A 22,595-nucleotide genomic window follows, 5' to 3' on the forward strand; every position below is an offset into this window, starting at 1 on the left:
TGCTCAACGGCCCGGGTCCCGACAGCGACCCCGACAGCGTCCTCGGCTGGGACGAGGCGCGGCTGCCCGGCAACGTCCACGTGTCCTTCCCCGGCTGCGAGGGCGACTCCCTGCTGATGCTGCTCGACGCCCGCGGCATCGAGTGCTCCACCGGGTCGGCGTGCTCGGCCGGCGTGCCGCAGGCCTCGCACGTGCTGCTGGCGATGGGCCGCGACGACGACGCGGCCCGGTCCTCGCTGCGCTTCACCCTCGGCCGCACCTCCACGGGGTCCGACGTCGACGCCGTGGTGGACGCGATCGGTCCTGCCGTCGAGCGGGCCCGGGCCGCGAAGCTCTGAGACGCCCGGCTGTGGAGGGACTGCGATGAAGGTGCTGCCGTGAAGGTACTGGCCGCGATGTCCGGCGGGGTCGACTCCGCCGTGGCCGCCGCGCGCGCCCACGAGGCCGGTCACGACGTGACCGGCGTGCACCTCGCGTTGTCGCGCAACCCCGCGTCGTACCGCTCCGGCGCCCGCGGATGCTGCACGATCGAGGACAGCAACGACGCCCGGCGCGCTGCCGACGTCATCGGCATCCCGTTCTACGTCTGGGACCTCTCCGAGCGCTTCCACGAGGACGTGGTCGAGGACTTCATGGACGAGTACGCCGCCGGGCGCACCCCCAACCCGTGCCTGCGCTGCAACGAGAAGATCAAGTTCGCCGCGGTGCTGGACCGCGCCCTGGCGCTCGGCTTCGACGCGGTCGCGACCGGCCACTACGCGCTCCTGCGCGACGGTGACGACGGGCTGGTGGAGATGCACCGCTCGGTCGACGCCGGCAAGGACCAGTCCTACGTGCTCGGCGTGCTCGACCAGCACCAGCTGCGGCACTCGCTCTTCCCGCTCGGCGACACCCCCAAGGTGCAGGTGCGCGAGGAGGCCGCCCGGCGCGGGCTGCTGGTCGCCGACAAGCCCGACAGCCACGACATCTGCTTCGTCGCCGACGGCGACAACGCCGGCTGGCTGCGCGAGAAGCTGGGGGAGCGCGCCCCCAACCACGGAGGCGCGATCGTCGACGACGAGACCGGCGAGGAGCTGGGGCGCCACGACGGCACCTACGGCTACACCATCGGCCAGCGCAAGGGCCTGCGCATCGGCACGCCCGCACCCGACGGCAAGCCCCGCTTCGTGCTCGACATCGAGCCGGTCGAGGGCACGGTCCGCGTCGGGCCGCGGGAGCGGCTGGCCGTTCACGGGCTCGAGGGCATCCGTCCGCGCTGGTGCGGCACCGTCCCGGCCCCGGGGTCCTGGTCGGACTGCACCGTGCAGCTGCGCGCGCACGGCGACGAGCACCGCGCGCGGCTGCGCGTGCACGAGGGAGGGGAGTCGGTGAGCGTGGACCTGCTCGACGCGGCGTACGGCATCGCGCCCGGCCAGGCCGTCGTGGTGTACGACGGCAGCCGGGTCGTCGGCTCGGCCACGATCGCCTCCACGGACCGCTCGCCGGCCGGGAGCGCGCGATGACCCGGGCGACCGGTGTCGGCTCGATGCCCGGTGAGGACGCCGAGGCCTACGCCGAGGCCGTGAGGGCGGTCCTCGGCGAGCTGCCCGACCTGCCGCACGTGCCCGAGCTGCCCGGGCGCGGGGCGACCGCGTCCATGACCGGCCGCGCGCTGGCGGTGCTCGAGGGGCTCGATGTCGACCTCCAGCCCGCCGGGTGGCGGCTGGTCGGGACCTCGGGTGCGCCCGGGGTCGACCACCGTCGCGCGCGCAGCCTGCTGGCCCAGGACCTCGACTGCGTGGAGGAGCTGACCCAGGGCTACGAGGGTGCCTTCAAGACCCAGGTCGCCGGGCCGTGGACGCTCGCGGCGACCGTCGAGAAGCCGCGGGGCGACCGGGTGCTGTCCGACCACGGGGCCCGGCGCGACCTGGCCGAGTCGTTGGCCGAGGGGCTGCGCTCCCACATCCGCGACGTGCGCCGCCGGGTGCCGGGGGCCACCTCGCTGGTGGTGCAGGTCGACGAGCCCGCGCTGCCGGCGGTGCTGACCGGGTCGGTGCCGACCGCGTCGGGCTTCGGCAAGCACCGGGTGGTGCACCCGCCGGAGGCCTCGGCGCTGCTGGAGACGGTGCTCTCGGCGATCGCCGAGGAGGGAGCCGAGCCGTGGGTGCACTCGTGCGCGCCGGGGGTCCCCTGGGGCCTCGTGCGCGGCGCCGGTGCGACCGGGTTCGTCGTGGACCTCTCGGTGCTCTCGGCGGCCGACCACGACACGGTCGCCGAGGCGCTCGAGGGTGGCGTGAGCGTCGCGCTCGGCGTCGTACCCACCCTGGAGCCGGCGGGCGGCACCACGGCCGTCACCGACAAGGCCCTCGTGCAGCGCGTCGAGCGCTGGCTCGACATGCTCGGGCTCGACCCCGACGCCGGCACCCTGCTCGTCGGCCCCGGCTGCGGCCTCGCCTGCGCGTCCACCGCTTGGTCCCGCAAGGCCCTCACGCTCTCCCGCCAGGTCGCCTCCGCCCTCTCCTGACCCCCGGCTCGCACCACCGGGCCCGGAGACGCCGAACCGGCGCGTCCTTCCGGAAGGATGCGCCGGCTCGGCAGTGGAGTGGGATCGATCAGACGTGGACGGCCGCACCCTCGGGGGCGTCGTCGGTGGCCAGCTCGGTGTGCTTGACGTTGAGCAGCGCCCAGACCAGGGCCGAGGCGGCCCAGATCATGAAGGCCCCCACGAGGAACGCGGTGGTCGCGCCGTCGGCGAAGGACAGGATCGCGACCTCGCCGGGGTCGGCGTCCGGACCGCCGAGCTCGGCGGCCCGCTCGAGGATGAAGTGCGACGCGACGGTCGAGAGGATGGCCAGGCCCAGCGCGCCGCCGACCTGCTGCATGGTGTTGAGCACGCCCGAGCCGATGCCGGCGTCGGAGGCGGGGATGCCGTGCAGGGCGACCAGCGTCATCGGCACGAAGGTCAGACCCATGCCGATCGACATGGTGACGATGAACGGCATGATGTCGGTCCAGTAGTTCTCCTGGCCCGGGGTCAGGTGGGAGAACATGAAGAGGCTGAAGCCCGCGAGCAGCGTGCCGGTGCCGGTCAGGTAGCGCGGGTCCATCCGCGCGATCAGCCGCGAGGACGTCGTCGCACCGATGATCATGCCGAACGCGAACGGCAGGAACGCGAAGCCCGTGCGCAGCGCGGAGTAGCCCATGACGTCCTGCACGTAGAGCGAGAGGAAGTAGAACATCGCGAACATCGCGGCCGGGGTCATCATCATGGAGACGAAGGCGACGGCGCGGTTGCGGCTGGCGAAGATCCGCAGCGGCATGAGCGGGTGCTGGACGCGGGTCTCGAGAAGCACGAACGCCACCAGCGCGACGACGCCGACACCGAGGAAGGTCAGCGCCACCGGGTCGCCCCAGCCGTACGGCGTGCCCATCGGGTTCGCCGCCGACACGGTGTCGGGGTCGGTGTTGCCGGTGCGGGTGATGCCGAAGACCAGGGTCAGCAGGCCGACGGTGCCGGTGATGGCGCCGGGGACGTCGAGCCAGCCGTCGTGGTGCTCGGAGTCGGGCAGCAGGCGCGGGGCGAGGAACGCCGCGGCCAGGCCGATCGGCACGTTGATGAGGAAGGTCAGGCGCCAGCCCCACTCGGGGTCGAGGTTGGTCAGCCAGCCGCCGAGCACCAGGCCGATCGCGGCACCGATGCCGGACATCGCGGCGAACACCGAGAACGCACGGTTGCGCTGCGGGCCCGGCGGGAACGTCGTGGTGATCAGCGCCAGGGCGCTGGGGGAGGCCAGCGCCGCGGCCAGGCCCTGCATGCCGCGGGAGCCGAGCAGCATGGCCTCGTTCTGGGCGATGCCGCCGACGGCGGAGGCGAGCGCGAAGAGCGTCACGCCGATCATGAAGACGCGGCGCCGGCCGTAGAGGTCGCCGAGTCGGCCGCCGAGCAGCAGCAGGCCGCCGAAGGCCAGCGCGTAGCCGGTGACGACCCAGCTGAGGTTGGCGAAGTCGATGTCCAGGCTGGCCTGGATCTTGGGCAGGGCGATGTTGGCGATGGTGCTGTCGAGCACCACCATCAGCTGGGCGGTGCAGATGAGCACCAGCGCCCAGGCGGCGTGCCGCGGCCCCCGGGACGCGGAGTCCTGGTGGGCGTCCGGTCCGGACGCGGGCGGGTCGGTGGTCATGTCGGTCACGAGAGGTCCTTCTGGTCGGGAGTAGTCGAGAGCTCGGTCTGGGAGTCGGTCGGGGAGTCGGTGGTGGCCCGGGCGGCCGGGAGGATCACGGCGTCGATGACGCGGGTGACGAGCTCGGGGGTGGGCGGCTGGCCGATCAGGTGGGCGCGGTGCATGAGAATCCCGGCCAGGGCGGGCTCGAGCACCTCGAGGTCGGCGTCGGGGGAGACCTCGCCGCGGGCGGCGGCGCGCTCCCAGATGGTGCGGGCCGTCGCGATCTTGGGTCCGACGACGACCTCGCGGAACGCCTCGGCGAACTCGGCGTCGGTGGTGATGGCGGTGATGATGCTGCCCAACAGCGCCGTCTGGCGCGGCGTGGCCAGTCCGCCGAGCCCGCAGTAGGCCTCGCGAAGGTCCTCGCGCAGGCTGCCGGTGTCCGGCGGCTCGGGGGAGGGGCCCTTGTCGTGGGCGAGCGCGTCGACCACGAGGCTGGCCTTGCCGTTCCACCGGCGGTAGAGCGTGGCCTTGGAGGCCTTCGCCGCCGTGGCGACGGCGTCGAGGGTGAGCCGGTCGTAGCCGACCTCGACGAGCACGTCGAGGGTCGCCTCGAGGATCTCGCGTTCCCGGTCACCCTCCACCCGGGGCCGGGTGGGGGAGTCGCCGGCCTGGGTCTCGGGGGATCGGGCCGGACGTGGCGTCATGCGTGGCCCTCCATTCACCTCGATGAAACGAAACGGTTCCGTTCCATCCGGCCCCAACGATGACACAGGGCGGCGACATTCCCCACCCGGCCCGACCGGTCTGGACCGGGAGGCGTGGCGCGGGTGCCGGGGCTCAGACCGAGGCGGTGGCGGCGACTCGCAGCACGCCGTCGGCGGCGACGTCGTTCCAGCGGTCCACCTTGCGCAGCATGTAGTGCCCGATGCGTCCCATGTCGACGTAGTCGGTGCTCGCGGCCACGCCGGCCGCGCGCGTCAGGAACGCGCGGGTCATGCGCGCCGAGGTGATCTTGTCGGTGCTCCCGTGGGCGGCGACGACGTGACGCCCGCGCAGGGCGTGCACCGGGTCGTCGGGCTGCCACCAGGGCGCGAGGGCGACCACGCCGGCGACCTGCGGGTCGTCAGCGACGTACGCCGCCGTGCGCGCGCCCATGGAGTGGCCCAGCAGCACGAGGGGGACCTCGCCGTACGTCGCGCGGACCTGCTCCATCGCCCAGCGGGCGTCCTCGCGCGGCCCGGAGCCGTCGCCGTTCCAGCCGCGCACGCGGTAGCGCAGCAGCCAGCTCGCGACGCCCTCCGCGTGCAGCCGCGGCGCGATGCGGCGCTGGATCGCGGTCATCCGGTGCCACGAGGCGCTGCGCGAGCCCACGGGGTCGGTCGAGCGCTGGGTGCCGCCGTGCAGCATCAGGGCGACCGCGCGCGGGGCGGCGCCCCCGTCCAGGGGCGGGTCGAGGCGGGTCAGCGAGGGGGTGCTCACGTCTCCATCTTCGTCGCCGGCCCCAGGTCCGGATGGGTGGGACCGGCCTGCGCCGGGGTGTGGCTCGGCTGTCGGTGGGCCCGGGCAGAATGCGCCCATGAGCAGCTCGCCCGACGCCCCGTCGCCCGACGCCGCCACCGACGCTGCGCGCGAGGAGCACAAGCAGCTCGTCGAGGAGGTCGAGGAGGCGCGCTGGCGCTACTACGTGCTCGACTCGCCCAGCATCGACGACGCCGACTTCGACCGGAGGATGCGTCGCCTGGAGGAGCTGGAGGAGGCCCACCCCGAGCTGCGCACCCCCGACTCCCCGACGCAGAAGGTCGGTGGTGCGGTCTCGACCGAGTTCACCCCGGTCGACCACCTGCAGCGGATGGAGAGCCTCGACAACGCCTTCTCCCTCGAGGAGCTCGAGGCCTGGCACGCCCGGCTGGGCCGCGACGGCGTGGAGTCGCCCGCGCTGCTGTGCGAGCTCAAGGTGGACGGCCTGGCGATCAACCTGCTCTACGAGGACGGTCGCCTGGTGCGCGCGCTGACCCGCGGCGACGGCAGCACCGGGGAGGACGTGACGCCCAACGTCAGGACGATCGACTCCGTCCCGCACCGCCTGACCGGCACCGACGAGTTCCCGGTGCCGGCGCTGGTGGAGGTGCGCGGCGAGGTCTTCCTGCCCACCGAGGCCTTCGAGCGGCTCAACGAGGCGATGACCGAGGCCGGCAAGCCGGTCTTCGCCAACCCGCGCAACGCCGCGGCCGGGTCGCTGCGGCAGAAGGACCCGCGCGTCACGGCGACCCGCGCGCTGGGCATGGTCTGCCACGGCCTGGGTGCGCGGGAGGGCTTCGAGCCGGCCGCGCAGTCGGAGGCCTACGCCGCGCTGCGGGCCTGGGGGCTGCCCACCTCCGACCGGGCGAAGGTGCTCGGCTCGCTGGCCGAGGTCGAGGAGTTCATCACCCACTACGGCGAGCACCGCCACGACGTCGAGCACGAGATCGACGGCGTGGTCGTGAAGGTCGACGACGTCGCCGCGCAGCGCCGCCTGGGCTCGACCAGCCGGGCGCCGCGGTGGGCGATCGCGTTCAAGTACCCGCCCGAGGAGGTCAACGCCAAGCTCCTCGACATCCGGGTCAACGTCGGCCGCACCGGCCGGGTGACGCCGTACGCCGTCATGGAGCCGACCCGCGTGGCCGGCTCGACGGTCGAGAACGCCACGCTCCACAACGCCCACGAGGTCAAGCGCAAGGACGTCCGCCCAGGCGACACCGTCATCCTCCGCAAGGCCGGCGACGTCATCCCCGAGGTGCTCGGCCCGGTGCTGCCGCTGCGCCCGGAAGGGCTGCCGGAGTGGGTGATGCCCACCGAGTGCCCCTCGTGCGGCACCCCGCTGGCCGAGCAGAAGGAGGGCGACAAGGACCTGCGCTGCCCCAACCACGAGGCATGCCCGGGTCAGGTCCGCGAACGGCTCTCGTTCGTGGCCGGGCGATCCGCCTTCGACATCGACCACCTCGGCTACGAGGGCGTCGTGTCACTGCTGGAGGCCGGCGTCGTGGTCAACGAGGGCGACGTCTTCGACCTCGACGAGGCCAAGCTGCTGCGCACCGACCTCTACACGCGCGCGGCCAAGAAGGCCGAGCAGGAGGGCGGTGCGGGAGATCGGGTGCTCAACGCCAACGGTCGCGCCCTGCTGGGCAAGCTCGCCGACCGCAAGGACGTCCCGCTGTGGCGGGTGCTGGTCTCGCTCTCGATCCGGCACGTCGGTCCGACCGCGGCCCGCGCGCTGGCCCAGGAGTTCGGCTCGATGGCCGCGATCCGCGAGGCGAGCGAGGAGCAGCTGGCCGCGACCGAGGGCGTGGGCCCGACCATCGCCGAGGCCGTGACCGCGTGGTTCGAGGTCGATTGGCACCGCGAGATCGTGGACAAGTGGGAGCGCGCTGGGGTCTCGATGGCCGACGAGCGCGACGAGTCCACCCCACGCACGCTCGAAGGCCTCACGATCGTGGTCACCGGCAGCCTCGTCGACTTCTCCCGCGACTCCGCCAAGGAGGCGATCCTGAGCCGCGGCGGCAAGGCGGCCGGGTCGGTGTCGAAGAAGACCGACTACGTCGTCGTCGGGGACAACGCCGGGTCCAAGGCCGAGAAGGCCGAGCAGCTCGGCGTCGCGATCCTCGACGAGGACGGCTTCAAGCAGCTGCTCGAGGCCGGCCCCGTCGAGGAGTAGCAGGAGGGGCTCAGGCGGCGGCGCCGCCGCCGGTGAGCCGCTCGGAGATCGTGATGGCCCGCGTCACCAGGTGGTCGAGGACGGCGTAGTCGTCGTCGTCGAGCTCGGCCGACGCACCGGTCACCTTGCCGACGCCGTACGGGTTGCCGTCGGTGAACTTCACCGGGTCGGTGTAGCCCGGCGGGACGATGATGCCGCCGAGGTGCGCGAAGGTCGTGTGGAACGCCTGGAGCGTCGTCTCCTGCCCGCCGTGGCGGGTCTGGGAGGCCGTGAACGCGGTGTAGACCTTGTCGGCGAGCTTGCCCTCGGCCCACAGCGGGCCGAGCGTGTCGAGGAAGCCCTGCATCTGGCTGGTCACGTGGCCGTAGCGGGTGGGGGAGCCCATGACGACGACGTCGGCCCACTCGAGGTCCTCGGGGGTGGCGACGGGCTCGCCGGCCATCTCCTGGACGTGCGCCTTCCAGGCGTCCTGCGACTCGTAGGCCTCGGTCGGGGCGGTCTCGCGGACGTGGCGCAGACGGACCTCGGCGCCCTGCTTGGCGGCGGTCTCGGCGAGCCGTTGGGCCATGGCGTGGGTGGAGCCGTAGCTGGAGTAGTAGACGATCGCGACGTTGGTCATGGTGCGGCCTCCCGAGTGGCGTGGTGGAGTGCGGTTGACAGTTCAACCACGAGCCTACGGATCGGCGAGGGACCGGGGTCACCCACGCGGGTGGGCGCTCCTAGGATGGGCGCCATGCCCGAGATCTCCCGAGACGAGGTCGCCCACCTGGCGACCCTGGCCCGGATCGACCTGTCCGACGCCGAGCTGGACCACCTGGCCCCGCAGCTGTCGGTCATCCTCGAGTCGGTCGCCTCCATCAGCGGGGTGGCCGGCGCCGACGTGCCGCCCACCTCGCACCCGATGCCGCTCACCAACGTCTTCCGCGAGGACGTCGTGGTGCCCGGCCTGACCGCCGAGCAGGCCCTGGCGATGGCGCCGGCCGCCGAGGAGCAGCGCTTCGCCGTGCCGCGGATCCTGGGGGACGAGCAGTGAGCGACCCGACCCCCGACCTGACCCGCACCACAGCCGCCGACCTGGCCGCCGCGCTCGCCGCCGGCGAGACCACCTCGGTCGCGCTGACCCAGGCCCACCTCGACCGGATCGCGGCCGTCGACGGCTCCGTCGACGCCGGCGTGCACGCCTTCCTCCACGTCGACACCGAAGGGGCGCTGGCCGCGGCCGTCGCCTCCGACGAGCGCCGCGCCGCGGGCGCGCCGCTGCACGCGCTGGACGGCGTGCCGGTGGCGGTCAAGGACGTGCTGGCCACGACCGGGCTGCCGACCACCTGCGGCTCGAAGATCCTCGAGGGCTGGATCCCGCCCTACGACGCGACCGTCGTGCGCCGTCTCAAGGACGCCGGTCTGCCCATCCTGGGCAAGACCAACATGGACGAGTTCGCGATGGGCTCCTCCACCGAGCACTCCGCCTACGGCCCCACCCGCAACCCGTGGGACCTCGAGCGCATCCCCGGCGGCTCCGGCGGCGGCTCGGCCGCGGCCGTCGCGGCCTTCGAGGCGCCACTGGCCCTCGGCACCGACACCGGCGGCTCGATCCGCCAGCCCGGCGCGGTCACCGGCACGGTCGGGGTCAAGCCGACGTACGGCGGGGTGTCGCGCTACGGCCTCGTCGCGATGGCCAACTCCCTGGACCAGGTCGGCCCGGTCACCCGCACCGTCCTGGACGCCGCGCTGCTGCACGAGCTGATCGGCGGCCACGACCCGCTCGACTCCACCTCGGTCGACCAGCCGGTCCCCGGCCTGGTCGAGGCCGCCCGCCAGGGCGCGACCGGCGACCTGTCGGGCCTGCGCGTCGGTGTCATCACCGAGCTGCAGGGCGAGGGCTACCAGGCCGGCGTGCTGGCCCGCTTCCACGAGTCGCTGGAGCTGCTGACCGCGGCCGGCGCCGAGGTCGTCGAGGTCTCCTGCCCCAGCTTCGTGCACGCGCTGGCGACCTACTACCTCGTGATGCCGTGCGAGGCGTCCTCCAACCTCGCGAAGTTCGACGCGATGCGCTACGGACTGCGGGTGCTGCCCGAGGGCGTGGACGCCCCCTCGGCCGAGCAGGTCATGCGCGCCACCCGCGACGCCGGGTTCGGCGACGAGGTCAAGCGCCGCATCATCCTGGGCACCTACGCGCTCTCCAGCGGCTACTACGACGCCTACTACGGCACCGCCCAGCGGGTGCGCACGCTGATCTCGCGCGACTTCGAGGCAGCCTTCGGCCGGGTCGACGTGCTGGTGAGCCCCACGGCACCCACCACGGCGTTCAAACTGGGGGAGAAGCTCGACGACCCGCTGGCGATGTACCTCAACGACCTCGCCACCATCCCGGCCAACCTCGCCGGCGTCCCCGGCATCTCGCTGCCCAGCGGGCTGGCCGACGAGGACGGCCTGCCGGCCGGCTTCCAGGTCCTCGCCCCGGCGATGGCCGACGACCGCCTCTACCGCGTCGGCGCCGCCCTCGAGGCCGCGCTGCACGACCGGTGGGGCGGCCCCCTCCTGGACAAGGTCCCTGCGTTGGAAGGTGTGGCCCGATGAGTGCGACGAGCGAGACCCTCGTCCCGTTCGAGGACGTGCTGGCGGCGTACGACCCGGCGCTGGGCCTGGAGGTCCACGTCGAGCTCAACACCGCCACCAAGATGTTCTGCGGCTGCCCGGCCGCCTTCGGCGGCGAGCCCAACACCCACGTCTGCCCGACCTGCCTGGGCCTGCCCGGCGCGATGCCGGTGGTCAACGGCAAGGCGGTCGAGTCCGCGATCCGCATCGGCCTCGCGCTGAACTGCGACATCGCCGAGTGGTGCCGCTTCGCCCGGAAGAACTACTTCTACCCGGACATGCCGAAGAACTTCCAGACCAGCCAGTACGACGAGCCCATCGCCTTCGACGGGTACATGGACGTCGAGGTCGACGGGGAGACCTTCCGCGTGGAGATCGAGCGCGCGCACATGGAGGAGGACACCGGGAAGTCCACGCACGTCGGTGGGGCCACGGGTCGCATCCACGGCGCGGACTACTCCCTGGTCGACTACAACCGTGCGGGCATCCCCCTCATCGAGATCGTCACTCGTCCGATCCTCGGCGCGGGGGAGAAGGCTCCGGCCGTCGCCCGCGCCTACGTGCAGCAGCTGCGCGACCTGATCGTGGCCCTCGGCGTCTCCGAGGCCCGGATGGACCAGGGCAACCTGCGCGCCGACGTCAACCTCTCGCTCTCGCCCAAGGGCAGTGACGTGCTGGGGACCCGCACCGAGACCAAGAACGTCAACTCCTTCCGCTCCGTCGAGCGGGCGGTGCGCTTCGAGATGCAGCGGCACGCCGCGATCCTCGACGCGGGCGAGGCGATCTTCCAGGAGACCCGCCACTGGCACGAGGACACCGGGATCACGACCAGCGGTCGCCCGAAGTCCGACGCCGACGACTACCGCTACTTCCCCGAGCCCGACCTGGTGCCCGTCGCGCCGTCGCGGGAGTGGGTCGAGGAGCTGCGCGGCACCCTGCCGGAGAACCCGGTCGAGCGCCGGGCCCGGCTCCAGGAGGCCTGGGGCTTCACCGACCTGGAGATGCGCGACGTCGTCGCCGCCGGGGTCGTGGAGGCCATCGAGGAGACCGTCGCCGAGGGCGCCGCCCCGCAGGCCGCCCGCAAGTGGTGGCTCTCGGAGCTCTCGCGTCGCGCCAACGACGCCGGCGTGGAGATCACCGAGCTCGGTGTCACCCCGGCCCAGGTCGCGGCGGTGCAGAAGCTCGTCGACGACAAGGTGGTCAACGACAAGCTGGCCCGCCAGGTCTTCGACGGCCTGCTCGCCGGTGAGGGCACGCCCGCCGAGATCGTCGAGAAGCGCGGCCTGGCCGTGGTCTCCGACGACGGTGCGCTCTCGACCGCCGTCGACAACGCGATCGCGGCCAACCCCGACGTGGCGGACAAGATCCGCGACGGCAAGGTGGCCGCGGCCGGTGCCCTGATCGGTGCGGTCATGAAGGAGATGCGCGGCCAGGCCGACGCGGCCCGCGTCCGTGAACTGATCCTGGAGAAGCTCTCCTGACCCACAGGGCGTAGGCTGCCGCCGACACCCATACACACGCGCCTTGCTGGGGGAAGCCGGTCGAAGTCCGGCGCTGACCCGCAACCGTAGGCGCGTCCCGCCCAGGGACGTGCGAGCCGGAGCACCCGCGAGGCGACGTACCCCCACACGCGCTGTCGAGGAAAGCAGCGGGGGACCCGGCCCGCGCCGTGCCCTCCCGCTGAGCAGCGGAGAGGACACCTTGTGAAGCACACCATCCTGCGCGGCGCCGTCGCGCTCACCGGCGCCGCGGCGCTCGCGCTCGGCACCGTCGCCCCGGCCGACGCCGCCCGCGCCGGCGTCCGCGAGGAGAAGAAGGCCGTCCAGTGGCTGGCCGGCGAGCTCGGCGAGGGCGACCTGCTGGTCAACGAGCAGTACGACTTCGCCGACGTCGGGTTGAGCCTCGACGCCGGCTTCGCGCTCAAGGGCGCAGGCCGCAAGGGCGCGGTCGCCCGCGACATCGCGACCGCCGCGGCCGGTCAGGTGGCCTCCTACACCCAGGGCGGTGAGTTCGACGAGGGCGCGGTGTACGCCGGCGCCACGGCCAAGCTGGCCGCGTTCACGCTCCTCGTCGGCGGCGACGCCACCGACGTCGACGGCACCGACCTGGTCGCCCAGCTCGAGGGCGTCACCACCGACGAGGGCCCCTCGGCGGGCCGCATCGTCGACCAGAGCGCCTACGGCGACTACGCCAACACCATCGGCCAGGCCTTCGCCGCCGTCGCGCTGTCGCGCAGCGGCTCCGCCGAGGGCGGCAGCGCGGTGTCGTTCCTGCTGCAGCAGCAGTGCGAGGCGGGCTACTTCCGCCTCCCGCTGACCGCCGACACCGACGCCGCGGACCAGAGCTGCGACGGCGCCGAGGGGCAGCCGAGCGTCGACACCACCGCGCTCGTGCTCAACCAGCTGCTCGAGCTGGACGCCACCGAGGACATCACCGCCGCGGTCGACGCCGCTGCGGCCTGGCTGGGCGACCTACAGAAGGACAACGGCTCCTTCGGCACCGGCGTCGAGGGGGAGGGCTCGAACACCAACTCCACCGGCCTGGCCGGCTGGGCGCTGGCCTCGGTGGGCTCCTGCGGCAAGGCCCGCAAGGCCGCCCGCTGGGTGAAGAAGCTGCAGGTCGCCGGCAAGCACTCCGACACCGCCCTGGCCGACGAGGTCGGTGCGATCGCGTTCGACCGCGCCGCCTTCAAGGCCGGCAAGAGCGACGGGATCACCGTCGAGCTCCGTGACCAGTGGCGTCGGGCCGCGACCCAGGCCACGCCGTCGCTGCAGAACCTCTCGAAGGCCACGTGCAAGCAGTGAGCCGGCTCGCACGCGCGGTGGTCGTCGCCCTGGCGACGGCCACCGTCGTGCTGCCCGTTGGGGGCCTCGGGGCGACGTCCGCCACCGCCGCCACCTGCGCGGCCGGCGGCGGGGTGAGCGTCGTGGTCGACTTCAACTCCCTCGGTGGCGGCGTGCAGACCTCGTGCGTGGCCGGGGGCGGAGGGGACAAGGCGTCCGCGATCTTCGGTGCCGCCGGGCACACGCTGGGCCGGGTGCAGCAGCAGCCCGGCTTCGTGTGCCGGGTCGACGGCCTGCCCTCCCCGGAGCAAGAGGCCTGCGTCAAGACGCCTCCGGCCGACGCCTACTGGGGCCTGTGGTGGTCCAACGGCACCTCGGGCAGCTGGACCTACTCCACGGTCGGCGTGGACGGCCTGACCATCCCCGACGGCGGCTCGGTCGCGCTGTCGTGGGACGACGTCGACGGCTCCGCGCCGCCGAGCGCGACGCCGCCGAAGGCGGCGGCCTCCAGCCCGTCGAGCGCGCCGGCCAGCAGTCCGGCCGCCTCGCCGACGAAGAAGGCCACCCCGTCCGCAGGCGGTGGTGGCACGTCGGGCAGCCCGGCGAGCGGCTCCTCGTCCTCGGCCGAGGCCTCCTCGAGCGCGACGGCGGGGCCCAGCGCCACAAGCACCACCGACGAGTCGGCCACGGAGCGCAAGCGGGCCCGCAAGGGTCGTGACTCCGGCGAGGCGACCGCAGGCGCCACGCCCACCGGTTCGGCGACCCCGGAGGACGAGCCGTCCGCGGACACCGCCGCGGAGCGTCGTACGACGGAGGCGGCCGCGACCGAGGCCGACGGCCTGCCCGTGTGGGTCGCGCCGGTCGCGCTGCTGGTGCTGGCCGCCGGTGGCGGCGCTGCCGTCTGGCTGCGCCGGAGGGCGATCCCGTGACGACGGCGGCCACGAGCCTGCGCACCGCACGCCTCCCGCGCGACCTGCACCCGGTCGCGTGGTGGGTGTGGGCGCTCGGGCTCGCGGCCGCCGCGTCCATGACGACCAACCCCTTCTCGCTGCTGCTGCTGGTCGGCGCCGCAGCCGTCGTGGTGGCGGCGCGACGCTCCGACCAGCCGTGGTCGCGCTCGTTCCGGCTCTACCTGTGGCTGGGGCTGGCGATCGTGGTGCTGCGGGTGGTGTTCCGGCTGCTGCTCGGCGGCGGGTACCCGGGCACGGTCCTGCTGGACCTGCCCGCGATCCCGTTGCCGGAGTGGACCACCGGCATCACGCTGCTCGGAGCGGTCACGCTGGAGTCGGTGCTGGCGGGGCTCTACGACGGCATGCGGCTGGCCTCGATCGTGGTCTGCGTGGGTGCCGCCAACGCACTGGCCAACCCCAAGCGGCTCCTGCGCTCGGTGCCGCCGGCGCTCTACGAGGTCGGTGCCGCCATGGTGGTGGCGGTGACCGTGCTGCCGCAGCTGGCCGACTCCGCGCGCCGCGTCCGTGCCGCCCAGGGCCTGCGCGCCAGCGCGAACGGTCGCATCCACGGCATCCGTCGCTTCCTCGTGCCCGTCCTCGAGGACGCCATCGACCGCTCGATGGCGATGGCGGCCGGGATGGACGCCCGCGGCTACGGGCGCGCCCCCGGCCTGGACCGCCGTGCCCGGGTGCGCACCGGGGCCCTGATGATCATCGGGCTGTGCGGCACCTGCCTGGGCACCTATTCGGTGCTCGACCGCACCGCTCCGCGCGTCCTCGCGCTGCCCGTGCTGCTGCTCGGCGTCGGCCTGGCCGTGCTGGGCCTGGTGAGCGCCGGACGGCGCGTCGAGCGCACCCGCTACCGGCCCGACTCGTGGCTCTGGCCGGAGTGGGTCGTCGCCGGCGCCGGGGTGCTCACCGCCGCGCTGTGGGTGTGGATCGCCCGGACCCAGCTGGCCATCGCCTACCCGGGCCTCGACGTCGTGCCGGTCGTCGGCCTCGGCGTCCTCGTCGGCGTCGCTGTCGCTCTCGCCGGGGGCCTCGCGGCACCGCCGCCGGTCTCCCCACCGGTCTCCCGCGGGCGCCTGGCCCACGACCAGGCCGAGGCGGTGGCCGCATGAGCGCCCCCGTCCTCGAGCTGCGCGGCATCCGTTTCGGCTACCGCGCCGGCCAGGCCCCCGTCCTCGCCGACGTCGACCTCGTCGTCGAGGAGGGCGAGCTCGTCCTGCTCTCGGGACCCACCGGCGTCGGCAAGTCCACGCTGCTCGGTGTCGTCGCCGGTCTCGTGCCGCGCTTCTCCGGGGGCGTGCTCGCCGGCGACGTGCTGCTCGAGGGGGAGAGCGTGCTGCGCCGTCCGCCGCGCGACCGGGCGCACGTGGTCGGGTACGTCGGTCAGGACCCGGCCCTCGGCTTCGTCACCGACACCGTCGAGGAGGAGCTGGCCTACGGCATGGAGCAGCTCGGCCTGCCGGCGGCGACCATGCGTCGCCGGGTCGAGGAGACCCTGGACCTGCTCGGCATCGCCGACCTGCGCTCCCGCGACCTGCGGACCCTGTCGGGCGGTCAGCAGCAGCGGGTCGCCATCGGCGCCGTGCTGACCATGCACCCCCGGCTGCTCGTGCTCGACGAGCCGACCTCCGCGCTCGACCCCACCGCGGCCGAGGAGGTGCTGGCCACCCTCACCCGCCTCGTCCACGACCTCGGGGTCTCGGTGCTGCTGGCCGAGCACCGGCTCGAGCGGGTCGTGCCGTTCGCCGACACCATGTGCCTGATGACCGGTGACGGTCGCGTCCAGGTGGGCGAGCCGGCCGACCTGCTGGCCTCCTCGCCGGTCGTGCCGCCCATCGTCGAGCTCGGTCGGGCCGCCGGCTGGTCGCCGTTGCCGCTGAGCGTGCGCGACGCCCGGCGGCGGGCAAGGGGGCTGGCCGACCGGCTGTCGGAGGTCTCGAGGCTCGTCGCTGACGCTTCTCGCACCTCGACCGGCGAGAGCGAGGTGCGAGCCGAGCGAGCCTCGAGGCCGGGTGACGGCCTGCGGGCCCGCGGGGTCACCGTGGTCCACGGCCGGGAGGTCGCCGTACGCTCCGTCGACCTGACGCTGCCCGCCGGTCGCGTCACCGCGCTCATGGGGCGCAACGGCTCCGGGAAGTCCTCGCTGCTGTGGGCGCTGCAGGGCACCGGTGCGCGGTTCGCCGGCGACGTCGACGTACGCCGCGGGGACGCCGTGGTCGACCCCGCGCAGCAGCCCGCGGCCCAGCGCCGCGAGCTGGTCGGGCTGCTGCCGCAGAACGCCGCGGACCTGCTCTACCTCGAGACCGTCGCCGAGGAGCTGGCCGCCGGCGACGGGGGCGACGGCTCGTGCCGGGAGATCCTGGACTCGCTGGCGCCGGGCCTGCCCGACGACGCCCACCCGCGCGACCTGTCCGAGGGGCAGCGGCTCGCGCTGGCGCTCTCGCTGGTGCTGGCGGCCCGGCCCGGGGTGGTGCTGCTCGACGAGCCGACGCGGGGCCTGGACTACGCCGCCAAGCGGGTGCTGGCGCGCACGGTGCGCGACCTGGCGGCCGACGGGCACGCGGTGCTGGTGGCCTCGCACGACGTGGAGTTCGTGGCGCAGGCCGCCGACGACGCGCTGGTGCTGGCCGAGGGCGAGGTCGTCTCGCGCGGACCCGCCCGCACGGTGGTCGCCGAGTCGCCCGCCTTCGCGCCGCAGGTGACCAAGGTGCTCGGGCCGCCGTGGCTGCGCGTCGACGAGGTGGTCGACGCGCTGGAGACGGCGTGAGCGGCGTTGCGCCGGACCTCCGGGTGGCCGCCGTGCCGCTGTCGCGCCGCTCGTTGGCGGTGCTGGGGCTGGCCTCGTTCGCCGGGCTGATGATGCTGGTCTGGCCGCTGCTGCTGCAGGTGCCCGAGGGCACCCGGGTGGACCCGCCGTTCCTGTTCCTGGGGCTGCTGCCGGTGGTGGTGGCGGTCGTGCTCGCCGAGGTCACCGAGGGCGGGCTCGACGCCCGGGTCCTGGCGCTGCTGGGGGTGCTGAGCGCGGTCAACGCGGTCACCCGGGCGATCTCGCCGGGGCTCTCGGGCGTCGAGCTCGTCTTCTTCCTGCTGATCATCTCCGGGCGGGTGCTGGGGCCGGGGTTCGGCTTCGCGCTGGGCTGCACGTCGCTGTTCGCCTCCGCGCTGATGACCGCCGGGGTCGGGCCGTGGCTGCCCTACCAGATGCTCATCTCGGCCTGGGTCGGCATGGGCGCCGGCCTGCTGCCGCGAGCCCGGGGTCGCCTCGAGATCGTGCTGCTGGCGGCGTACGCCGTGGTGGCGGCGTACCTCTTCGGGGCGCTGATGAACCTCTCGAGCTGGCCCTTCGCGCTCGGCATCGCCGTCCCCGGCTACGAGGGCGAGCTGTCCTACGTGCCAGGTGCGCCGCTGCTGGAGAACCTCCATCGCTTCGGGATCTACACGCTGCTGACCTCCACCGGCGGCTGGGACACCATGCGTGCGATCACCAACGCCGTCGCCGTCGTGGTCCTCGGCCCGGCGGTCCTGGCCGTGCTGCGTCGTGCCGCGCGGCGGGCGACGGTCGTGGGGACGGTGGGGGAGCGGCCGGGTTTGTCGGCCAGCCGCTGAACCCGGCCACGGGACGACGAAGCATTGTCGTCCCACTCCCGGGTCTGTCGGCCAGCCGACAAACCCGGCCGGGTCCGCTCAGGGCCGGATCTGCAGGATCCTGTCGTCCCCGTCGACGGGGGAGCCCCGGCCGTCGCGGTTGCTGGTGGTGACCCAGAGGGTGCCGTCGGGGGCGGCGACGACCGAGCGCAGCCGCCCGTGGTCGCCGACGAAGAACGCGCGGGGCTTGCGGGCCCTCTTGCCCTTCACCTCCACCCGCCACAGTCGCTGACCCTTGAGCGCACCGAGCCACAGCCGGCCGTCGGCGTATGCCAGCCCCGAGGGCGAGGCATCGTCGGTGGCCCACGTGACCTGGGGGTCGACGTACCCCTGCCCCTTGCCGCCCTCGCCCTCGACGGCCGGCCAGCCGTAGTCGCGACCGGCGGTGATCAGGTTCAGCTCGTCGAAGCGGTCCTGCCCGAACTCCGAGGCCCACAGCTTGGTGCCCACGAAGGCGAGACCCTGGATGTTGCGGTGCCCGAGGGACCACACGGGGGAGTCCGGGTCGGGATTGCCGGGTGCGGGGTCGCCGTCGGGGGTGATCCGCAGGACCTTGCCGCCCAGGTCGTCGGGGTCGGCGGCACGCGGCGGGTCGCCGGCCTCACCGGTGGACACGTACAGGTAGCCGTCGGGTCCGAAGACCAGCTGCCCGCCGTCGTGGATGAAGCCGTTGGGGATGCCGGTCAGCACCGGCTCGAGGTCCCCGAGGCGGTCACCGTCGAGGACGCCGCGCACGACCCGGTTGTCGCTGGGGGTGGTGAGGTAGAGGTAGACGAGCCCGTCGTCGTCGTACGACGGGGAGACGGCCACCCCGAGGAGCCCGCCCTCGCCCGCGGGCGCGGCGGCGTCGACCGTGGCGACCTCGACGACCTCGTGCTCGGGCCCGCGGAGCAGCAGCACGCGCGTGGAGTCGCGCTCGGTCACGACCGCGTCGCCGTTCGGCAGGAACGCGATGCCCCACGGCACCGCGAGACCGGTGGCGATGGTGCCGACCTGCTCCGGGGGGCCCGACTCCTCCGCGGCGTCGGTCCCGGTCGGCTCCTCGGTGGGGGCCGTGCTCGAAGGTGCGGTGGTCGGGGCGGGCAGCGGGGTGCCGGTCGCGGTGGTCTCGATGATCGTGACCGTGGACGTGCTGCCCTCCTGCAGGCAGCCGGTCAGCGCGAGCGGCAGCACCGCGGCGGCAGCGACGCCCCGGCGCAGGCGGGTCACGAGACCTTCTCGAGCAGCTCCAGGAGCAGCGCGTGCACCTCGTCGGGGTGCTCGAGACCGAGGAAGTGGCTGCCCGGGAGCTCGACGTAGGTCGCGCCCTCGATGCGGTCGGCGGCGGTGCGCATGTCACGCGCGCCGGCCAGGACGTCCCACCGGCCGGCGACGAAGGTCGCGGGCACCCGAATGTTGCGCAGGGAGACACGGCCGTGCTCGGAGGTGCGCAGCGCGAGGTGGAAGTACCAGCCCATCGGGGTGGTGAGGAACTCGGTCACCGCCTTCGCGGTGATCTCCGGGTCCTTCACGGGCAGCATGAAGCCGCTGTGGCTGAGCAGGTCCACGGCGCGCTTGCCGATGGGGAGGCGGCGGGCGATCGGGGTGAGCGCCCAGCCGGCGTGCTTGGCGACGCGGGTGGCGTTGATGGTGAGGGTGCGGGCCACGACGTGCGGCAGGTGCAGCGGGCCCAGCATGGTGGCGAAGGTGTCGCCGGGGACGCCGGCGACCGCGAAGAGGCCGGAGACCCGCTCGGGGTGGCGGAAGGCCAGCTCGAACATCGTGTTCACGCCCATCGACCAGCCCATCAGCACGCCCTTGGCGACGCCGAAGTGGTCCATGACCGAGAGGCCGTCCTCGACGAACTCCTCGATCCCGCAGCGCTCGGGGTCGGTGGGGCGCTGGGAGCCGCCGGTGCCGCGGTGGTTCCACGACACGACCCGGACCTCGCAGGCGGGGTCGAGCAGCGCGGGCCAGGTCCACGGGTTGGTGCCCAGGCCGTTGCAGAGCACGACCGTGGGGCCCGGCTTGGTGCCGTCGGGGTCGTTGGTCCACGCACGCAGCAGGGTGCCGTCGTCGGAGAGCACCTCGTGGAAGGTGACGGGGGAGGTGGTGACCGGTCGGGCCGCAGAGGTCGGCATGCCCGCGATTGTGCCCCAGCGGCGGAGTGCGTGGGGGCGGTGCTCAGCCGTGGGCCGTGTGACCCGGGTGACCCTGTGCGTCCGGGGCGGACGTCGACTCCAGCTGGAGGGCGTCGAGCCGGTCCTGCTCGGTCGCCGTACCCGGGACCCTGCCGGCGAAGAAGTCCTCGACCTCCTCGCGCTCGGCTCGACGCACCGCCAGGGCGGTGCCGGCGACCATGGCGTTGCGGCACGCGGAGCGCTGGGAGTCCACGGCCCACCGGTGTACCGAGGTCACCAGCGAGCTCTGCAACCGTGAGGTGAGGGGCAGCTTCGAGGCGAGGACCTGCCAGGCGGAGCCGGAGACGCTGCGCGTCGTGGTGAGCACGGTGAGGCGGCGTGCCTGGGACTGCATGTGGGACGCCTCCTCCGGGGGAACAGGGAGCCAGTGGGTGGGGCCAGCGGCGGGTACGTCACCCACCCTAGGAGGTGAGAGGGCTCTCACAAGGGCGGGCGTGTGACGTCTACGTGAATGGGTCCGCACCCGGCCATCCACAGGCGGCTGAAGGGGTGCCGAGCCGGCGCAACCTTCCGGAAGGACGCGCCGGCTCGGCGGGAGAGGTCAGTCGCGCAGGACCGCCTGCTGCCCGCTGCGGGTCGCCCCGACGCTGGCCGCGACGACGCATGCGATGGCGGCGTACTGCGGGGGGCCGAGCAGCTCGCCCAGCACCACGATCCCGGCGAGCGCGGCGGCGGCCGGCTCGAGGCTCATCAGGATGCCGAAGACGCCGGGGGAGAGGGTGCGCAGCGCGACCAGCTCGCAGCTGTAGGGGATCACCGACGACAGCACGCCGACGGCGGCACCGATGAGCAGCACCCGGGGATCCACCAGGTCGGACCCGCCGATGCCGATCGCCAGCGGTGTGAGGAGGACGGTGGCGACGACGCTCGCCACGGCAAGGCCGTCCAGCCCCTGCCAGCGCTGCCCGGTCCTGGCGCTGAGCAGGATGTACGCCGCCCACGACCCTCCCGCGAGGAGGGCGAACCCGACCCCGGCGGCGTCGAGGTGGTCGCCGTCGAAGCCGAGCAGCAGCACCCCGGCGCCGGCCAGCACCACCCACAGCAGGTCGCGCGGCCGTCGCGAGCCCAGCACGGCGAGCGCGAGCGGCCCGATGAACTCGATCGTCACCGCGACCCCGAGCGGGATGCGGGCGAAGGACTGGTAGATGGCCCAGTTCATCAACCCGAGGCTGAGGCCGAAGGCGAGCACGACCATCCAGTCCTCGCGGCTGCGGCCCCGCACGCGGGGTCGCAGCACCGCCACCAGGACCAGCACGCTGGTGGCCAGGCGCAGCCACACGATGGTGGTCGGTGCGACGTCGTCGAACAACGACTTGGCGAAGCCGGCACCGAGCTGGACCGAGGCGATCCCGATGAGGACGAGCCAGACCGGTGACACCGTCGGTGCCGAGGTGTTCGATGAGGTCGGCCCGGTCACCGGGTCAACCTAGGTGATCGGATGTGGCGGACGACGGACGGGAGGCAGCCGTGGCGAGCACGGTGGTGATGGTGGGCACGCGCAAGGGGCTCTGGGTCGGGCGCTCCGACGAGGCGAGGCTGGACTGGGAGTGGAGCGGCCCGCACAGCGACATGGAGGAGGTCTACTCCTGCCTGGTGGACACCCGCGGGACCACGCCGCGCCTCCTGGTGGGCGCCTCCTCGTCCTGGCTGGGGCCGCAGGTCCGCATCAGCGAGGACCTCGGTGAGACCTGGCGCGACGCCGAGCAGGCCCCCCGCTTCCCCGACGACGTCGACGCCTCGGTCGAGCGGGTCTGGCAGTTGACGGCCGGCGCCGAGCCGGGGGTGGTGTGGGCCGGCACCGAGCCCGGGGCGATCTTCCGCTCCACCGACGGCGGGGAGACCTACAGCCTCGAGCGCGGTCTCTGGGACCACCCGCACCGCGCCGAGTGGGGCGCCGGCTTCGGCGGACAGGCGTTCCACACGATCCTGCCGCACCCCAGCGACCCCACGTCCGTGACGGCTGCGATCTCGACGGGTGGCGTCTACCAGACCACGGACGACGGCGGCACCTGGTCGCCGCGCAGTCAGGGCATCTCAGCGATCTTCCTGCCCGAGGGCCAGCAGTACCCGCCCTACGGGCAGTGCGTGCACAAGGTCGCCCGGCACCCCTCGCGCCCCGAGCGGCTCTACGTCCAGAACCACGGCGGCGTCTTCCGCTCCGACGACGAGGGCCGCTCCTACACCTCGATCGCCGAGGGCCTGCCCTCGGACTTCGGCTTCCCCATGGTGGTCCACCCGCACGAGCCCGACACGATCTACACCTTCCCGCTCGGCGGGGGCGAGGGGCGCTACCCGGTCGGTGCGAAGGCGCGGGTCTGGCGCTCGCGCGACGCCGGCGACTCGTGGGAGGAGCTGGGTGCGGGGCGGCTGCCCGACAGCTTCTACGTCGGAGTCATGCGCGACGCCATGGCAGTCGACGACCACGCCAGGGCGGGCGTCTACGTCGGCGCGCGCAACGGGTCGGTGTGGGTCTCGCCCGATGCCGGGGAGACGTGGCTGTGCGCCGTACGCGACCTGCCGGACGTGATGTGCGTGCGAGCGGCCGCGGTCTGAGCCGCCCACACGTCGAACCGGCGCATAGATGCGCCGGTTCGACT

At 73.6% G+C, this 22,595-nt stretch carries 21 protein-coding genes and 1 riboswitch; of the genes, 13 read left to right on the forward strand and 8 right to left on the reverse strand.

From position 1 onward, the window contains the following. The 3 genes from A6R01_RS10005 to A6R01_RS10015 form a co-directional block, all read left to right on the forward strand. On the forward strand, positions 1 to 338 hold a 338-nt coding region (locus A6R01_RS10005; protein WP_292605414.1), incomplete at its 5' end, for an aminotransferase class V-fold PLP-dependent enzyme. Positions 339 to 377: 39 nt separating this feature from the next. Next, complete coding sequence (gene mnmA, locus A6R01_RS10010; protein ID WP_292605416.1) at positions 378 to 1,502, forward strand: tRNA 2-thiouridine(34) synthase MnmA; 1,125 nt, start codon at positions 378 to 380, stop codon at positions 1,500 to 1,502. Then, complete coding sequence (locus A6R01_RS10015) at positions 1,499 to 2,503, forward strand: methionine synthase (protein WP_292605418.1); 1,005 nt, start codon at positions 1,499 to 1,501, stop codon at positions 2,501 to 2,503. The genes mnmA and A6R01_RS10015 overlap by 4 nt, the downstream gene beginning before the upstream one ends. 88 nt (positions 2,504 to 2,591) lie before the next feature. Here A6R01_RS10015 and A6R01_RS10020 read toward each other — a convergent pair whose 3' ends face one another. From A6R01_RS10020 to A6R01_RS10030, 3 genes are all read right to left on the reverse strand, one after another. Continuing rightward, positions 2,592 to 4,160, reverse strand: a complete 1,569-nt coding sequence (locus tag A6R01_RS10020; protein WP_292605527.1) for an MFS transporter — start codon at positions 4,158 to 4,160, stop codon at positions 2,592 to 2,594. Between the two features lie 5 nt (positions 4,161 to 4,165). Next, a complete protein-coding gene (locus tag A6R01_RS10025; RefSeq protein WP_292605420.1) occupies positions 4,166 to 4,849 on the reverse strand; it encodes a TetR-like C-terminal domain-containing protein in 684 nt (227 codons plus the stop codon). A gap of 133 nt (positions 4,850 to 4,982) precedes the next feature. Beyond that, positions 4,983 to 5,624: an alpha/beta fold hydrolase gene (locus A6R01_RS10030; RefSeq protein WP_292605422.1), complete on the reverse strand. Its 642-nt coding sequence runs from the start codon at positions 5,622 to 5,624 to the stop codon at positions 4,983 to 4,985. A 97-nt stretch (positions 5,625 to 5,721) separates the two neighbouring features. On the opposite strand from A6R01_RS10030, the gene ligA reads away from it, so the two are divergent. Next, entirely contained in the window at positions 5,722 to 7,836 is a 2,115-nt protein-coding gene (gene ligA, locus A6R01_RS10035) for an NAD-dependent DNA ligase LigA (protein ID WP_292605424.1), read from the forward strand. A 10-nt stretch (positions 7,837 to 7,846) separates the two neighbouring features. Here the strand turns inward: ligA and wrbA are convergent, their stop codons facing one another. Continuing rightward, positions 7,847 to 8,455 (reverse strand): NAD(P)H:quinone oxidoreductase, encoded by a 609-nt coding sequence (wrbA, locus tag A6R01_RS10040; RefSeq protein WP_292605426.1) that lies wholly within the window; start codon positions 8,453 to 8,455, stop codon positions 7,847 to 7,849. Between the two features lie 114 nt (positions 8,456 to 8,569). Here wrbA and gatC point away from each other — a divergent pair, with 114 nt between their 5' ends. The 8 genes from gatC (at position 8,570) to A6R01_RS10080 (ending at position 17,779) form a co-directional block, all read left to right on the forward strand. Beyond that, positions 8,570 to 8,869, forward strand: a complete 300-nt coding sequence (gatC, locus tag A6R01_RS10045; RefSeq protein ID WP_179531641.1) for an Asp-tRNA(Asn)/Glu-tRNA(Gln) amidotransferase subunit GatC — start codon at positions 8,570 to 8,572, stop codon at positions 8,867 to 8,869. Between the two features lie 17 nt (positions 8,870 to 8,886). Next, a complete protein-coding gene (gene gatA, locus A6R01_RS10050) occupies positions 8,887 to 10,413 on the forward strand; it encodes an Asp-tRNA(Asn)/Glu-tRNA(Gln) amidotransferase subunit GatA (RefSeq protein WP_292605529.1) in 1,527 nt (508 codons plus the stop codon). Continuing rightward, entirely contained in the window at positions 10,410 to 11,912 is a 1,503-nt protein-coding gene (gatB, locus tag A6R01_RS10055) for an Asp-tRNA(Asn)/Glu-tRNA(Gln) amidotransferase subunit GatB (protein ID WP_292605428.1), read from the forward strand. The genes gatA and gatB overlap by 4 nt, the downstream gene beginning before the upstream one ends. Positions 11,913 to 11,961: 49 nt before the next feature. Continuing rightward, positions 11,962 to 12,039: riboswitch (cobalamin riboswitch) on the forward strand. Positions 12,040 to 12,134: 95 nt separating this feature from the next. Further along, positions 12,135 to 13,235 carry a hypothetical protein gene (locus A6R01_RS10060; RefSeq protein WP_292605430.1) on the forward strand — a complete coding sequence of 367 codons (1,101 nt, stop codon included), beginning with the start codon at positions 12,135 to 12,137 and terminating at the stop codon, positions 13,233 to 13,235. Beyond that, entirely contained in the window at positions 13,232 to 14,143 is a 912-nt protein-coding gene (locus A6R01_RS10065; protein ID WP_292605432.1) for a hypothetical protein, read from the forward strand. The genes A6R01_RS10060 and A6R01_RS10065 overlap by 4 nt, the downstream gene beginning before the upstream one ends. Then, positions 14,140 to 15,285: an energy-coupling factor transporter transmembrane component T gene (locus A6R01_RS10070; RefSeq protein WP_292605433.1), complete on the forward strand. Its 1,146-nt coding sequence runs from the start codon at positions 14,140 to 14,142 to the stop codon at positions 15,283 to 15,285. The genes A6R01_RS10065 and A6R01_RS10070 overlap by 4 nt, the downstream gene beginning before the upstream one ends. Beyond that, positions 15,282 to 16,940: an ABC transporter ATP-binding protein gene (locus A6R01_RS10075; RefSeq protein WP_292605435.1), complete on the forward strand. Its 1,659-nt coding sequence runs from the start codon at positions 15,282 to 15,284 to the stop codon at positions 16,938 to 16,940. Before A6R01_RS10070 ends, A6R01_RS10075 begins: the two co-directional genes overlap by 4 nt. After that, positions 16,937 to 17,779, forward strand: a complete 843-nt coding sequence (locus A6R01_RS10080; protein ID WP_292605437.1) for an ECF transporter S component — start codon at positions 16,937 to 16,939, stop codon at positions 17,777 to 17,779. Before A6R01_RS10075 ends, A6R01_RS10080 begins: the two co-directional genes overlap by 4 nt. Positions 17,780 to 17,857: 78 nt before the next feature. Here A6R01_RS10080 and A6R01_RS10085 read toward each other — a convergent pair whose 3' ends face one another. The 4 genes from A6R01_RS10085 to A6R01_RS10100 form a co-directional block, all read right to left on the reverse strand. Beyond that, positions 17,858 to 19,027, reverse strand: coding sequence for a PQQ-dependent sugar dehydrogenase (locus A6R01_RS10085; RefSeq protein ID WP_292605439.1), 1,170 nt, complete (start codon positions 19,025 to 19,027; stop codon positions 17,858 to 17,860). Continuing rightward, on the reverse strand, positions 19,024 to 19,938 hold the full coding sequence (locus A6R01_RS10090) for an alpha/beta hydrolase (RefSeq protein WP_292605440.1): 915 nt from the start codon (positions 19,936 to 19,938) through the stop codon (positions 19,024 to 19,026). Before A6R01_RS10090 ends, A6R01_RS10085 begins: the two co-directional genes overlap by 4 nt. A gap of 43 nt (positions 19,939 to 19,981) precedes the next feature. Beyond that, positions 19,982 to 20,332 carry a hypothetical protein gene (locus A6R01_RS10095; RefSeq protein WP_292605441.1) on the reverse strand — a complete coding sequence of 117 codons (351 nt, stop codon included), beginning with the start codon at positions 20,330 to 20,332 and terminating at the stop codon, positions 19,982 to 19,984. 207 nt (positions 20,333 to 20,539) lie between these two features. Further along, the gene (locus A6R01_RS10100; protein ID WP_292605443.1) at positions 20,540 to 21,415 is read right to left on the reverse strand and encodes an EamA family transporter; all 876 of its coding nucleotides are present in this window, start codon (positions 21,413 to 21,415) and stop codon (positions 20,540 to 20,542) included. A gap of 50 nt (positions 21,416 to 21,465) precedes the next feature. Here A6R01_RS10100 and A6R01_RS10105 point away from each other — a divergent pair, with 50 nt between their 5' ends. Continuing rightward, the gene (locus A6R01_RS10105; RefSeq protein WP_292605445.1) at positions 21,466 to 22,551 is read left to right on the forward strand and encodes an exo-alpha-sialidase; all 1,086 of its coding nucleotides are present in this window, start codon (positions 21,466 to 21,468) and stop codon (positions 22,549 to 22,551) included. Positions 22,552 to 22,595 lie beyond the last annotated feature (44 nt).

It is taken from the genome of Nocardioides sp. REDSEA-S30_B4, from assembly GCF_001627265.1.
In the GTDB taxonomy this organism is placed as follows: domain Bacteria; phylum Actinomycetota; class Actinomycetes; order Propionibacteriales; family Nocardioidaceae; genus Nocardioides.

Excerpts from the sequence above, each read along its gene's own strand:
- A6R01_RS10015 (WP_292605418.1), top strand. The coding sequence starts at position 1,499 with ATGACCCGGGCGACCGGTGTCGGCTCGATGCCCGGTGAGGACGCCGAG.
- A6R01_RS10020 (WP_292605527.1), bottom strand. The coding sequence starts at position 4,160 with ATGACCACCGACCCGCCCGCGTCCGGACCGGACGCCCACCAGGACTCC.
- A6R01_RS10025 (WP_292605420.1), bottom strand. The coding sequence starts at position 4,849 with ATGACGCCACGTCCGGCCCGATCCCCCGAGACCCAGGCCGGCGACTCC.
- ligA (WP_292605424.1), top strand. The coding sequence starts at position 5,722 with ATGAGCAGCTCGCCCGACGCCCCGTCGCCCGACGCCGCCACCGACGCT.
- wrbA (WP_292605426.1), bottom strand. The coding sequence starts at position 8,455 with ATGACCAACGTCGCGATCGTCTACTACTCCAGCTACGGCTCCACCCAC.
- gatC (WP_179531641.1), top strand. The coding sequence starts at position 8,570 with ATGCCCGAGATCTCCCGAGACGAGGTCGCCCACCTGGCGACCCTGGCC.
- gatB (WP_292605428.1), top strand. The coding sequence starts at position 10,410 with ATGAGTGCGACGAGCGAGACCCTCGTCCCGTTCGAGGACGTGCTGGCG.
- A6R01_RS10075 (WP_292605435.1), top strand. The coding sequence starts at position 15,282 with ATGAGCGCCCCCGTCCTCGAGCTGCGCGGCATCCGTTTCGGCTACCGC.
- A6R01_RS10090 (WP_292605440.1), bottom strand. The coding sequence starts at position 19,938 with ATGCCGACCTCTGCGGCCCGACCGGTCACCACCTCCCCCGTCACCTTC.
- A6R01_RS10095 (WP_292605441.1), bottom strand. The coding sequence starts at position 20,332 with ATGCAGTCCCAGGCACGCCGCCTCACCGTGCTCACCACGACGCGCAGC.